Genomic DNA, 13,998 nt, shown 5'->3' on the forward strand with positions numbered 1-13,998 from the left:
CGCCAAACCCTCAACTGGCAGAATCCCGCCCAAGCACTCCACAAGTACCTCGTTGCAACAGCCACCTGAAACCGCCCTCTGGTGTGGACGCGACTACGGTCGGAAGGTGGCGAGCGCCCTCAGTGCCCGCCGTGCCGGCCGGCCGGGACGCGGTGGTCGTCGGTGGCGATCCGCGAGCGGCGTGTGGTGGAGGTGTGATGGGCAACGGTCCGATGTCCACGCTGGAGTTCCTCGGCGCGGAGCTGCGGCGGGCCCGCCGGGAGCGTGGGCTGAGCCAGGAGGAGCTGGCCCAGCGGATCAGCTACTCGTCGTCGCTGGTGGGCATGGTGGAGATCGGCCACCGCACCCCGTCGCAGGACTTCATCGCGCGGGTGGACGCGGCGTTGGAGGCGGGCGGTCTCTTCGAACGGCTGCTCGCCCTGGTCCGCGCCGACGCCGCGCCGCCGTGGCTGCGCGAATGGATCAGCGTGGAGCGGGAGGCGACCCTGATCCGCTGGTTCGAGCCGTCCCTGATCCCCGGGCTGTTACAGACCGAGGCATACGCCCGGGCGGTGCTTCAATGGGGCGGGCTGCTGCGGCTGCCGGAGGTCGAGCAGAGGCTTACCTCACGGCTGGAACGGCAGGCGGTCTTGACCACGGAGAAGGCACCTCAGTTCATCGCGCTGGTGGACGAGGCCGCCTTGAGGAGGGCGGTCGGAGAGCCGGCGCTGATGGTCGAGCAGTTTGAGCACATGTTGCGGGTGACGGAACTGCCGCACGTCCACCTGCACGTGGTGCCAGCCGGCGCGGGCGCTCACGCAGGGCTGGCCGGCCCGTTCATCCTGGCCAGGACTCCCGACGGTTCAGAGGTGGCACACCTCGACAACCAGCTCCGAGCGCATGTCACGGACAACCCAGAGGACGTTGATACCCTTCAACGCAAGTGGGAGGCCGTGCGCGGCGAGGCGTTGCCACGGCGGGCCTCCCGTGAGCTGATTCGGGAGTTGGCGAAGTCATGGACCTGACCGGCGCGGTGTGGCGTGTGTCCACCCGCAGTGGGAACGGCGGCTCCACCTGCGTCGAGGTGGCCACCAACCTCGCGCACGTGGTCGGGGTACGCGACAGCACGGACCGGCAGGGTCCGGCGCTGACGTTCCCGCCCGCGGCCTGGGCCGCCTTCGCCCACGCCGTCGCGACCGACAGCCTCACCTCGCACCCCTGATGACGGCACCGGTCCCTCCGGGGGCCGAGCCGACCCAGCTCACGGCCGGACAAGGCCGTCGCACCTGCTGTGCGACCACCTCGCTGGAAGCTGTGGGACTTTCGCCCGCTTGTTGCGCGCCTGTCCGACCGAGGCGGGCGTCGCAGTGGTGACCGGCAGGTCGGGGAGCCTCACGGAGGATGGGCGCGGCATGGACACGAGGCATCACGAGGCTCTGTGGCGGCGCAACGAGCCGTGGAGCGCGCGGCTGGCGCTCGACCTCCTCCCCGCCAACAACGGTCCCCGGGTGGAGGTGCTGCGTGGAAGCGTCGTCATCTCGCCCGACGGTGACTACGACCAGCGGACCGTCCAGCGGGAGCTGACCTACCGGGTCGGTCGAGCGGGCCGGCGGCACGGGTTGTGGGCGTACCGCTCGGTGAACCTGATCGCAGGGGATGATCTGCTCATCCCGCACCTCGCGGTGCTGCGGCTCTCCGGCGGAGGGCGTCAGGCCATGCCCGTGGAGACGGCCGTGCTGCTGGGAGAGATCAGCTCGTCCACCGCCGGAGGATGCGGCCTGATCGACCGTCACCGCGAGTACGCCGCCGCCGGGGTTCCGTTCTTCCTCCGGGTCGACCTGCGCAACCGGGTCCCGGCGATCGCCCTCTACGAGCTCGTCGAGGGCGAGTACCGGCCGGTCTCCGCCGCTGCGGCGGGCGCGGTCTTCGTCATGCGGCAGCCCTTCGAGTTCTCGGTGGACCCCGCCGATCTCCTGGACGAGGAGGCCCCGGCGGAGGCCGCGGACGCCGAGGGCTGAGGCTCCCGGCGGGCGCACAGTGACGCCGGGCAGAATGGCCGCGTGACTTCTCGCCGCGACCTCGTCCTGCTCGGCTCCACCGGTTCGATCGGCACCCAGGCCATCGACATCGTGCGGCGCAACCCGGACCGGTTCCGGGTGGTGGCGCTCGGCGCCGGTGGCGGCAACGTGGAGCTGCTCGCCGCCCAGGCCCTGGAGCTGGGCGTGGACGCGGTGGGGGTGGCGAAGGCGTCCGCCGCGCAGGATCTCCAGCTCGCCTTCTACGCCGAGGCGAGCCGGCGCGGCTGGGCCACCGGGGACTTCCGGCTGCCGAAGATCGTCGCCGGGCCGGAGGCGATGACCGAGCTGGCCGAGTGGCCCTGCGACATCGTGCTCAACGGGGTGGTCGGCTCGCTGGGGCTGGCGCCGACCCTGGCCGCGCTGCGCGCCGGTCGTACCCTCGCCCTGGCCAACAAGGAGTCCCTCGTCGCCGGCGGCCCGCTGGTCAAGGCCGCGGTGACGCGGCCGGGGCAGATCGTCCCGGTCGACTCCGAGCACTCGGCGCTGGCGCAGTGCCTGCGCGGCGGGACGCGGGGTGAGGTGCGCCGGCTGGTGGTCACCGCCAGCGGCGGGCCGTTCCGCGGCCGGCGGCGCGACGAGCTGACCGCCGTCACCCCGGAGCAGGCGCTGGCGCACCCCACCTGGAACATGGGCCCGGTCGTCACGATCAACTCCGCCACCATGGTCAACAAGGCGTTGGAGGTGATCGAGGCGCACGAGCTCTTCGACGTGCCCTACGCCGACATCACCGTGATGGTGCACCCCCAGTCGGTGATCCACTCGATGGTCGAGTTCGTCGACGGCTCCACCCTCGCCCAGGCCAGCCCGCCGGACATGCGGCTGCCGATCGCCCTGGGCATCGGCTGGCCGGACCGGGTGCCCGAGGCCGCCGCCGCAGTGGACTGGACCACGGCGCACACCTGGGAGTTCGCGCCGCTCGACGACGCGGCGTTCCCGGCGGTGGCGCTGGCCAAGGCGGCCGGGGAGGCCGGCCGCTGCCGCCCGGCGATCTACAACGCGGCGAACGAGGAGTGCGTCGCGGCGTTCGTCGCCGGCCGGCTGCCCTTCCTCGGCATCGTCGACACCCTCCAGCGGGTGTTGGAGGAAGCTCCCGATTTCGGCGAACCAGGTACCGTCGAGGACGTGCTCGCGGCCGAGTCGTGGGCGCGCGCGCACGCGCAGGAGATCATCGCGGCGTCGGTGGAAGGAGCTTGATGGCAAACCTGCTCGGGGTGGCGCTCTTCGCCCTAGCGATCCTCATCTCGGTGAGCCTGCACGAGGCGGGGCACATGCTGACCGCCAAGGCGTTCGGGATGAAGGTCACCCGGTACTTCGTCGGCTTCGGTCCCACCCTCTGGTCCTTCCGCCGGGGTGAGACGGAGTACGGCGTCAAGGGCATCCCGCTCGGCGGATTCTGCAAGATCGTCGGGATGACCCCGCAGGACGACGACGTCGACCCGGCCGACGAGCCCCGGGCGATGTGGCGCTACCCGGTGTGGAAGCGGACGATCGTGATGTCCGCGGGTTCGGCCACCCACTTCGCGCTGGCCCTGGTCGCGACCTGGCTGGCGGCCGTCACCCTGGGCCTGCCCAACCCCGACTTCCCCAGGACCGCGGCGGAGGAGCGTCAGGAGCCGGCGGTCATCGCCGTGCAGAGCTGCGTGATCCCGGACACCGCCGTGCGGGAGTGCGCGCCCGGGGACCCGGCCAGCCCGGCCGGACAGGCCCAGCTGCGCGACGGCGACCGGATCACCTCGCTCAACGGCACCCCGATCAACAACTACGGCGACCTGCTCACCGGCCTGCGCGCCCTGCAGCCGGGCGCGACCGCGCAGATCGGGTACGTCCGCGACGGCCAGCCGGGCACCACCAGCACCGTGCTCGGGAAGACCCAGCGCCCGCCGCTGGACGATCCGAAGGGCGCCGTCGGCCCGGTCGCCGCGCTCGGCGTCGGGCTCACGTACAGCACCCCGACCCGGGTCACGTACGGGCCGGTGGCCGCCTTCGGGGCCACCGCCGACTTCACCAAGGAGCTGGCCGTCGGCACGGTGCAGTCGTTGCAGCGGCTGCCGCAGAAGGTCCCCGCCCTCTGGACCGCGATCACCGGCGGCGAGCGGGACGTGGACACCCCGATCAGCGTGGTCGGCGCCAGCCGGCTCGGTGGTGAGGCGTTCGCCAACAAGGCCTGGCTGCTCTTCGTGACGCTGTTCATCGGGTTGAACTTCTTCATCGGGGTCTTCAACCTGCTGCCGCTGCTGCCGCTCGACGGCGGGCACATCGCCATCATCTGGTTCGAACGGGCCCGTTCCTGGCTCTACGCCCGGATCGGCCGCGCCGACCCCGGGCGAGTGGACTACCTCAAGCTCATGCCCTTCACGTACGCGGTGATCCTGATCGGTGGCGCGTTCACGCTGCTGACGATCACCGCGGACGTCGTCAACCCCATCACGCTCTTCCCAAGGTGAGTGCCTGAAGTGACCGCTGTCAGTCTCGGTATCCCCGCCGTGCCGCCCCCGCCGCTCGCCCCGCGTCGGGCCAGCCGCCAGATCATGGTCGGCTCGGTGCCGGTCGGTGGGGGTGCGCCGGTCTCGGTGCAGTCGATGACCACCACCCTCACCTCCGACGTCAACGCCACCCTCCAGCAGATCGCCGAGCTGACCGCCTCCGGCTGCCAGATCGTCCGGGTCGCCGTGCCCAGCCAGGACGACGTGGAGGCGCTGCCGGCGATCGCCAGGAAGTCGCAGATCCCGGTGATCGCCGACATCCACTTCCAGCCGAAGTACGTCTTCGCCGCGATCGACGCCGGCTGCGCCGCGGTCCGGGTGAACCCGGGCAACATCCGGCAGTTCGACGACAAGGTCAAGGAGATCGCCCGCGCGGCCGGCGACGCGGGGGTGCCGATCCGGATCGGCGTCAACGCCGGCTCGCTGGACAAGCGGCTGCTCGCCAAGTACGGCAAGGCCACCGCGGAGGCGCTGGTCGAGTCGGCGCTCTGGGAGTGCTCGCTCTTCGAGGAGCACGGCTTCCGGGACATCAAGATCTCGGTGAAGCACAACGACCCGGTGGTGATGATCCGGGCCTACCGCCTGCTCGCCGAGAAGTGCGACTACCCGCTGCACCTGGGCGTGACCGAGGCCGGGCCGGCGTTCCAGGGCACCATCAAGTCGGCGGTCGCCTTCGGCGCGCTGCTGGCCGAGGGGATCGGCGACACCATCCGGGTCTCGCTCTCCGCCCCGCCGGTGGAGGAGATCAAGGTCGGCAACCAGATCCTGGAGTCGCTCGGGCTGCGCGAGCGCGGCCTGGAGATCGTCTCCTGCCCGTCCTGCGGCCGGGCCCAGGTCGACGTCTACAAGCTCGCCGAGGAGGTCACCGCCGGCCTGGAGGGGCTGCCGGTGCCGCTGCGCGTCGCGGTCATGGGCTGCGTGGTGAACGGCCCGGGTGAGGCCCGCGAGGCCGACCTCGGGGTCGCCTCCGGCAACGGCAAGGGCCAGATCTTCGTCAAGGGGAAGGTCGTGAAGACCGTCCCCGAGGCGCAGATCGTGGAGACGCTGATCGAGGAGGCGCTGCGGATCGCCGACGAGATGGGCGCCGAGCTCCCCGAGGAGCTGCGCGGCCTGGTCCCCGGCGGCGCCACCGTCACCGTCCACTGACCTCGCCGGCGTTTACCGACGCCCGCCACCCCTGAGCCGAGAAGGAGTGGCCGTCCCACCCGGGACGGCCACTCCTTCCGTTCCCGCCACGGGTGCCCGTCAACGGCCAGCCCGCCCGCCGATCTTCGTCCGCCGCCCCGTCGCGCCCCGTCGATCATGCAGTTGTGCTGTGTGATTCGTGGAGCTTCGCGGCGTTCGTCCACCACCACAAGTGCATGATCGACCGGGTCCGGGGTGGGGTGGCGGTGTGCGGGGGCTGACATCGGGGGCGGGTGCTGCGGTCGGCCCGCGCGGCCCGGTCCCCATCTGGCAGGCTGGTAGTCGTGCTGACGCTGCCGGTACGTCAACTGGGTGAGTCGGAGCGCCGCGCGGTGGAGCGGCTGCTCGACCTCGACCCGTTCGCGGGCGCGCAGGTCGCCGAGCGGGTCGCCGCCCGCGGCCTGGCCTGGTGGCGGGCCGAGGGCCGGATCCTCGGCTACGGGCCCCGGCGCAACCTGGAGTCGATCTGCTGGGTCGGGGGCAACCTCACCCCGGTGCTCGCCTCCGAACCGGCCGTCGCCGCCTTCGCCGAGCAGCTCGCCACCGAGGAGAGGATCTGCTCCTCGATCGTCGGGCGGGCCGACGCCGTGCTCGGCCTCTGGGACCGCCTCGCCCACGCCTGGGGGCCCGCCCGGGACGTCCGTCCCAACCAGCCCCTGCTCGCCACCGACCGGGTGCCCCCGGTGGCGCCCGACCCGGAGGTGCGCCCGGTGCGGGCCGGTGAGGTCGACCGGCTCTTCCCGGCGGCGGTCGCCATGTACACCGAGGAGGTCGGCGTCTCCCCGCTGGCCGATGACGGCGGACGGGCCTACCGGCGCCGGGTGACCGACCTGGTCCGGGCCGGCCGCGCGTACGCCCGGCTGGTCGACGGCCGGGTGGTGTTCAAGGCCGAGCTGGCGGTGGTGACCCGGCGGACCGCGCAGGTCCAGGGGGTGTGGGTGGCGCCCGAGTGGCGCGGGCGCGGGATCGCGACGTCCGCGATGGCCGCGGTCGTGCGGGACGCGCTGGAGCGGGTCGCGCCGACGGTCAGCCTCTACGTCAACGACTTCAACCTGCCCGCGCGCCGGGTCTACGAGCGCTGCGGCTTCCGCCCCGTCGGCACCCTGGCCACCGTTCTGTTCTGAACCGGTCCACCGCCGCCGAGGGCGGGGGTCACCTCCGCCTGACCGTCCCGGTGCCGGAACCCCGCACCACTCGCCGCCATTCCTGGAAGAAAGTCCATATTCCCCATCAAGCCGCCTGAATTGGACGAAGCTGACAGGGTCAGTCGTGGTTGCAGTGGCGCACGGGGGCGCCGCCAGCCGGACTCCAGGAGGTGGCGGATGGCAACGAGACATCGCGGACGGGTGGCGGCGGCCGGTGCCGTGCTGACCGCCTGCCTACTGATCACCGGCTGTGGCGGGGGCGGCGACGACGACCGTGGCGGTGGCGAGGGCGGCCAGAAGCCCCCCACCGGCAAGGAGAACACGGCGAACGGCTTCAAGATCGGCCTGCTGCTCCCGGAGTCGAAGACCACCCGGTACGAGGTCTTCGACCGGCCGCTGATCCAGGAGAAGCTCCGCGAACTCTGCAGCAAGTGCCAGGTGCTCTACCAGAACGCCGACCAGGACCCGGCCAAGCAGCAGTCCCAGGCCGAGGCGATGCTCACCCAGGGCGTCAAGGTGCTCATCCTCGACCCGGTGGACGCCAAGGCAGCGGGCGCGATCGTCAACAACGCGGTATCGCAGAACGTCCCGGTGGTCTCCTACGACCGGCTGGCCGAGGGGCCGATCTCCTACTACGTCTCGTACGACAACCGGAAGGTCGGCCAGGTGCAGGGCCAGGCGCTGCTCGACGCGCTGAGCAAGGGCGGTGACCCGAAGCGGGGCCAGATCGTCATGCTCAACGGCTCACCGACGGACCCGAACGCCGCCGACTTCAAGGCCGGCGCCCACTCGGTACTGGACGGCAAGGTCAACATCGGCCAGGAGTACGACACCCCGGACTGGTCGCCCGACCGGGCTCAGCAGCAGATGGAGCAGGCCGTCACGGCGCTCGGCCGGGAGAAGATCATCGGCGTCTACGCGGCCAACGACGGCATCGCCGGCGGCGCGATCGCCGCGATGAAGGGCGGTGGCTTCCCCAGCCCGCTGCCGCCGGTCACCGGTCAGGACGCCGAACTCGCCGGCGTGCAGCGCATCGTCGCCGGGGAGCAGTACATGACGGTCTACAAGGCGATCAAGCCGGAGGCGGAGATCGCCGCCTCGATGGCGGTCTCCGCCGCGACCGGTCAGCAGTACACCGGCCGACCGACCCAGCAGCGCAACAACGGCACCCTGGAGGTGCCCTCGGTGCTCCTCGACCCGGTCCCGGTCACCCGGGACAACATCGAGGAGACCGTCATCGAGGACCGCTTCTACACCCGGGACCAGGTCTGCTCCGGCGCCTTCGCCGAGGCGTGCGACGAAGCCGGCATCTCCTGAGAGGGGCGGACGGGTGACGGTGAGCGAAACGCCCGTGCTCGCGATGTCGGGCATCTCGAAACGGTTCGGCGCGGTGCAGGCGCTCTCCGACGTGTCGCTGGAGGTCCGCCCCGGCGAGGTGGTGGCGCTGGTCGGCGACAACGGGGCCGGCAAGTCGACCCTGATCAAGGTGATCGCCGGGGTCAACCCGGCCGACACCGGGGAGATCCGTTGGACGGGCCGGCAGGTCCAGATCGGTCGACCCGCCGACGCGAGCGCCCTCGGCATCGCCACCGTCTACCAGGACCTCGCGCTCTGCGACAACCTCGACGTGGTCGCCAACCTCTACCTCGGGCGGGAACTCACCCGGGCCGGCCTGCTCGACGAGATCGCCATGGAGCGACGCGCGCGCGAGCTGCTCACCAGCCTCTCGGTCAAGATCCCTTCAGTACGGGTGCCGGTGGCCGCGCTCTCCGGCGGGCAACGGCAGTCGGTCGCCATCGCCCGGTCGCTGCTCGGCGAACCCCGGCTGGTGCTGCTCGACGAGCCCACCGCCGCACTGGGCGTCGCGCAGACCGCCGAGGTGCTCGACCTGATCGAGCGGCTCAAGAAGCGCGGCCTCGGGGTGCTGCTCATCAGCCACAACCTCGCCGACGTCAAGGCGGTCGCGGACCGGGTGGTGGTCCTGCGGCTGGGGCGCAACGGCGGGGTGTTCGACCCGAGCCGGACCAGCCAGGAGGAGATCGTCCAGGCGATCACCGGCGCGCTGGACAACGCGGTCAGCCGGCGCCGGTCCCGGGGCGCGCCGCTGCCGGAGCAGGGCGGCGAGGACAGCGGCCCGGCGAACCGGGCCACCCCCCGGGACCAGTTGTGAACCGCCGTCCGGCACCCGACCCGGCCGGCGCCGTCGGGCAGCGCAACCAGGAGGTGTCCCGTTGAGCACGTCGACGACCAGTCCGGAACCGCCGGCCGGGGACAGCGTCCAGACCGGGCCGGGAGGTGGCGGCGACCGCTCGCCGGTGGCCGCGATCCGGCGCCGACTGCGCACCGGTGAGCTGGGCGCCTGGCCGGTCATCATCGGACTGATCGTGATCTGGGTGGTCTTCCAGTCGCTCAACGAACGGTTCCTCAGCCCGCAGAACCTCTCCAACCTCACCCTCCAGATCGCCGCGACCGGCACCATCAGCATCGGCGTGGTGCTGGTGCTGCTGCTCGGCGAGATCGACCTCTCGGTCGGCTCGGTGGCGGGGGTGGCCGCCGCGGCCCTGGCCGTGCTGACCGTCCGCAACGGCTGGGGCGACCTGGCCGCGATCATCGTGGCGCTGCTGCTGGGCATGGCGATCGGCGCCCTGCAGGGCTCCATCTTCGCCCGGCTCGGGGTGCCCGCCTTCGTGGTCACCCTCGCCGGCAACATCGGCTGGCAGGGCCTCCAGCTCTTCCTGCTCAAGCCCGAGGGCACGATCAACCTGCCGTACACCGGCTTCATCGGCCGGATCACCCACGTCAACCTCGGCCCCGCCACCGGCTGGCTGATCGGGGCGCTCGCCGTGCTGGCGTACGCGGCGGCGGTGCTCCTCGACACCCGCCGCCGGGCCGCCGCCGGGCTGCCCACCCGCAGTCCGGTCCGCTCCGTGCTGCGGATCGTCGGCCTGGCCGTGCTGGTCGGGATCACCGTGGCGGTGCTCAACGCCTGGCAGGGCGTGCCGGCGGCGCTGCTCATCCTCCTCGCCCTGGTGGTGATCGTCGACCTGGTGCTGCGCCGCACCCGGTACGGGCGGGGCATCTTCGCCGTCGGCGGCAACGTGGAGGCCGCCAGACGCGCCGGCATCAACGTCACGCTGATCAGGATCTCCGTCTTCGCCCTCACCTCCACGCTGGCGGCGCTCGGCGGCATCCTGATCGCCTCCCGCGGGTACGCCGCCGGCCAGTCCACCGGCGCGGCGGACACCCTGCTGGTGGCCATCGCCGCGGCGGTGATCGGCGGGGTGAGCCTCTTCGGCGGACGCGGCTCGACGTACGGGGCGCTGCTCGGCAGCCTGGTGCTCGGGTCGATCACCTCGGGCATGTTCCTGTTGCAGCTCGACTCCTCGGTCCGCTTCATGATCACCGCAGCGGTGCTGCTCGCCGCGGTCATCCTCGACTCGCTGTCCCGGCGGGGGAGGCGGTCGAGCGGCCGGGCCTGACGCCCCGGGGCGGCCGGACGGCGGCGCGGACCGCCGTCGGCCGCCCCACCGCCGCGTCCCGGCGGTGCCGGCGTAAATGCGTTGAGCAGCCGAGCCGCACCCCGCAGGCTGGAACCTCCGCCACCCGATCCGGAGGACCCACCCATGCGCCTGCTCCGCGACCTGTGGGTCACCTCGCCCCGCCGGATCACGATCGTCGGCGTGCTGATCGTGCTCGGCGCCGCCGGACAGGCGGCCGCCTCGGCGCTGGCCGGTCCCGTCCTGGTGCACCGGTCGGCCGGCTGGTTCGCCGCGCTGGTCATCGCGCTCGTCGCCGCCGTGGTCACCGACCTGGTGATCGGGCTGCTGATGGCCGGCCTCACCGCCGACTGGTCCGCCGACGTGCGCCGCCGCCTCTGCCGGGTGGCGCTCGGGCAGGACCTGGGCACCCTGGAGACCACCCCGGTCGGCGAGCTGCTCGACCGCATCGACAACGACGTGTACCAGGTCGCGGCGGAGCTGCGGAACACCGGCGTACGGCTCGTCCAGGGACTGGCCGTCTGCCTGCTGGCCACGGTGAGCGCCATCTTCGTCTGGTGGCCGGCCGGTCTCGGCATGCTCGCCCTGACCGCGCTGCTCGCCGTGGCGCTGCGCCGCCCCACCACGGCCATCGCCCCGGCCCGGATGGCCGAGGAGGAGGCCTGGTCCGACCTCGCCGCGGTGATGGAGGAGGCGGTCCACGGCCAGGACGACGTCCGGACCAGCCTGGCCCGGCCCTACGTGCTGCGGCTCTACGCCCGTCGAGCCGCCGAGGTGCTGGCCCGGGGACGTCGGGTGTTCCTGATGTCGGCCCGGGTCACCACCATCGCCGCCGGCGCCATCCGGGTCGGGATCGCCGCCGTGGTGCTCGGCGGCGCCTGGGCGCTGACCGCCGGCCGGATCGACGGAGCCCGGATGACCGCCATCTGGCTGCTCGCCATCGCCTTCGGGGCCACCGTCGAGCACATCGCCCGCTGGGTGCCGCACCTGCAGTACGCGCTCGGCGCCTGGGCCCGGGTGCAGTTGCTCTCCGGCGCCCGGCAGGAACCCGCCGGCGGACTGGCCCCGGTCGAGGGCGACCTGACCGTGCGCGGGCTCACCTTCCGCTACCCGGAGAGCGAGGACACCGGCCGGGGGCCGGCGCTGCGCGACGTCAGCCTGACCTTCGCCCGGGGCCGCTCGTACGCCCTGGTCGGACGGACCGGGTCGGGCAAGTCGACGCTGGCCAAGGTGCTCACCCGGGCCGTCGACGTGCCGCGCGGCACGGTCCTCCTCGGCGAGACCGACCTGCTCGACCTCGACGTCGAGGAGCTGCGCCGGTGGATCGCCGTGGTGCCGCAGCGCACCGAGATCCTGGCCGGCACCCTCGCCGAGAACGTCGCGCTCTTCGACCCCGGCCTGCTCGACCACGCCACCCGGGCGCTGGAGGAGCTGGGCCTGGCCGGCTGGATCGCCGAGCTGCCCGACGGGGTGCGGACCCGGCTGGGCGAGGGCGGGCACGTGCTCTCCGCCGGGCAGGAACAGTTGGTGGCGTTCGCCCGGATCCTGGTCCGCGACCCACACGTGGTGATCCTCGACGAGGCCACCGCCCGGCTGGACCCGGTCACCGAGACCCGGGTACGCCAGGCCACCGAGCGCCTGCTCACCGACCGGATCGGCATCGTCATCGCGCACCGCCTCTCCTCGGTGCGCCGCTGCGACGAGGTGGTGGTGATGGCCGACGGCGCGGTGCTGGAGGCCGGGCCGCTGCGCGGGTCGCGACGCTTCGCCGAACTGCTCGCCACCAGCCACGCCGGCGCGTACGCTCCGGCCGGCGCGGCCCGCGGCGGGGTGGACCTGCTGCCCGCGGCGGGCGGGGAGTGGGACGTCGTCGAGCCGCTGCCCGAGCCCGCCCCGGCGCCGTCCGCGCGGCCGGTGGTCGTACCCAGGGGCGACCCGCCGCCCCCGCCCCCGCCGCCGCCCGCGCGGACCATGCGGGAGATCCTGCGCCTGGCCCTGAACGACCCGCGGTACGGGCTGGTCTCGGTCGGCATGTTCGTCGTCATGGTGCTGCTCGGCCTGGACGGCGCGGTGCTGCCCTGGCTCTGGGCGGACGTGGTCGACGGCGGCAGCCCCTGGCTGCCGGCGCTCGGCATCGTCGCCGCGCTGCTGGTCGTGCTCCCGGTGCCCTACTTCACCAACCTGTGGTTCCCGCAGTGGTGGGTACGCCAGATGCTGCGGATCAGCCTGCGCCTGGTGCACGGCCAGACCGGCCCGCGCCGGGTCAGCGCGCACACCCCGGCCGAGGTGGTGGCCCAGGGTGGCGACACCGAACGGGTCGTGGAGCTCGCCGACAACCTGGTCGACCAGTTCATCGCCGTGGTGCTCCTGGTGACCATGACCGTGGTGACCGGCAGCCCCGTGCCGGGGCTCTTCTTCGTCGGCACGATGGTGGCCTCCGGGCTGGCCGCGACGCTCTTCGGCCCCCGCCTGGAGCGTTCCGCCCGGGGCACGGTCAAGGCCCGGGCCGCCTTCGCCACCGCGCTGGTCTCCACGCTCTCGGCGGCCCGGACGGTGAAGCTCGCCGGCGCCACCCGCCCGGTGCTGGACCACCTGGCCGGGTTGGACACCGTCCGCAGCGACCGGCAGCGCCGGGAGATCTCCATGCAGGTGTGGGCCCGGTCCACCCCGTCGGTGCTCAGCGGGCTGCTGCCGATCGGGGCGTGGGCGCTCTACCTGTCCGGCGGGCTCACCGCGGGCGCCACCCTGGTCGCGGTCTCCACGCTGGGCGCTGCGCGCTGGTTCGCCTGGACCACCGCGTCACTGGTCTCCCACTACCCGTCGGCGAAGGTGTGGACCCGCCGGACGGCCGCGATGTCCGGGGTCGGGGCGTACTCGGCGGCGGTGCCGGGGGTGGACATCGTCGCCGGCACCGCGCCCGCGCCGGTGCCGCCGGCCCGGCGCCCGCTGCGCCGGCTGGAGCTGGCCGGTTTCGGGGCGCTGCACACCGACGGCACGTTCGCCGTACGGGACGTCGACCTGACCGTCGAGCGCGGGCAGCTGGTGCTGGTGGTCGGGCCGGTGGGCGCCGGCAAGTCGTCGCTGCTGCGCGCGCTGGCCGGGATCGTGCACCACACCGGCACGCTGCGCTGGAACGGCGAACCGGTGACCGAGCCGGAGCTGTTCCTGCGCCCGCAGCAGGTCGGGTACGTCGGCCAGCTGCCCCGGGTGCTCTCCGGCACGGTCGCCGACAACATCGCCCTCGGCCACGACGTGGACGCGGCCGGCGCGGTGGCCACCGCCCAGCTGGAGCACGACCTCGCGGCCGGCGGCGGGCTGGGGCTGCTCATCGGGCACAAGGGGACCCGGCTCTCCGGCGGTCAGCTCCAGCGACTGGCGCTGGCCCGGGCGTTGGCGCCGCGGACCGAGCTGCTGGTCGCCGACGACGTGTCGTCCGCGCTGGACGTCACCACCGAGCTGGCGCTCTGGGCGGCGCTGCGGGAGCACGGGGTGACCGTGGTCGGCTCGACGTCGAAGCGGGCCGCGCTGGTCCGGGCCGACCACGTGGTGGTGCTCATCGACGGCACGGTGGCCGCCCAGGGCCCCTGGCGCGACCTCGAGGACGACTGGAGCCACCTGGCCGGCTGACCCG

11 protein-coding genes are annotated in these 13,998 nt (G+C 73.0%); all 11 read left to right on the forward strand.

Annotation, left to right across the window (positions count from 1 at the left end; translation table 11 throughout):
- The first annotated feature begins 197 nt into the window (after positions 1 to 197).
- The 11 genes from AC5L3Z_RS27500 (at position 198) to AC5L3Z_RS27550 (ending at position 13,994) form a co-directional block, all read left to right on the forward strand.
- Entirely contained in the window at positions 198 to 1,004 is an 807-nt protein-coding gene (locus AC5L3Z_RS27500; protein WP_494846092.1) for a helix-turn-helix domain-containing protein, read from the forward strand.
- A gap of 17 nt (positions 1,005 to 1,021) precedes the next feature.
- Positions 1,022 to 1,201, forward strand: a complete 180-nt coding sequence (locus tag AC5L3Z_RS27505; RefSeq protein WP_494846093.1) for a DUF397 domain-containing protein — start codon at positions 1,022 to 1,024, stop codon at positions 1,199 to 1,201.
- Between the two features lie 190 nt (positions 1,202 to 1,391).
- On the forward strand, positions 1,392 to 1,997 hold the full coding sequence (locus AC5L3Z_RS27510; protein WP_494846094.1) for a Uma2 family endonuclease: 606 nt from the start codon (positions 1,392 to 1,394) through the stop codon (positions 1,995 to 1,997).
- A 42-nt stretch (positions 1,998 to 2,039) separates the two neighbouring features.
- Positions 2,040 to 3,251, forward strand: coding sequence for a 1-deoxy-D-xylulose-5-phosphate reductoisomerase (dxr, locus tag AC5L3Z_RS27515; RefSeq protein ID WP_494846096.1), 1,212 nt, complete (start codon positions 2,040 to 2,042; stop codon positions 3,249 to 3,251).
- On the forward strand, positions 3,251 to 4,501 hold the full coding sequence (locus AC5L3Z_RS27520; RefSeq protein WP_494846097.1) for a M50 family metallopeptidase: 1,251 nt from the start codon (positions 3,251 to 3,253) through the stop codon (positions 4,499 to 4,501). Before dxr ends, AC5L3Z_RS27520 begins: the two co-directional genes overlap by 1 nt.
- A gap of 9 nt (positions 4,502 to 4,510) precedes the next feature.
- The gene (gene ispG, locus AC5L3Z_RS27525) at positions 4,511 to 5,686 is read left to right on the forward strand and encodes a flavodoxin-dependent (E)-4-hydroxy-3-methylbut-2-enyl-diphosphate synthase (protein WP_494846099.1); all 1,176 of its coding nucleotides are present in this window, start codon (positions 4,511 to 4,513) and stop codon (positions 5,684 to 5,686) included.
- Between the two features lie 323 nt (positions 5,687 to 6,009).
- The gene (locus AC5L3Z_RS27530; protein ID WP_494846101.1) at positions 6,010 to 6,849 is read left to right on the forward strand and encodes a GNAT family N-acetyltransferase; all 840 of its coding nucleotides are present in this window, start codon (positions 6,010 to 6,012) and stop codon (positions 6,847 to 6,849) included.
- Positions 6,850 to 7,047: 198 nt separating this feature from the next.
- Positions 7,048 to 8,187, forward strand: a complete 1,140-nt coding sequence (locus AC5L3Z_RS27535) for a sugar ABC transporter substrate-binding protein (protein ID WP_494846102.1) — start codon at positions 7,048 to 7,050, stop codon at positions 8,185 to 8,187.
- A 19-nt stretch (positions 8,188 to 8,206) separates the two neighbouring features.
- On the forward strand, positions 8,207 to 9,040 hold the full coding sequence (locus tag AC5L3Z_RS27540; protein ID WP_494846104.1) for an ATP-binding cassette domain-containing protein: 834 nt from the start codon (positions 8,207 to 8,209) through the stop codon (positions 9,038 to 9,040).
- A 61-nt stretch (positions 9,041 to 9,101) separates the two neighbouring features.
- A complete protein-coding gene (locus AC5L3Z_RS27545; RefSeq protein WP_494846106.1) occupies positions 9,102 to 10,349 on the forward strand; it encodes a sugar ABC transporter permease in 1,248 nt (415 codons plus the stop codon).
- 144 nt (positions 10,350 to 10,493) lie between these two features.
- Positions 10,494 to 13,994, forward strand: a complete 3,501-nt coding sequence (locus AC5L3Z_RS27550; RefSeq protein ID WP_494846107.1) for an ATP-binding cassette domain-containing protein — start codon at positions 10,494 to 10,496, stop codon at positions 13,992 to 13,994.
- Positions 13,995 to 13,998: the final 4 nt, after the last annotated feature.

Source organism: Micromonospora sp. LZ37 (assembly GCF_059359015.1).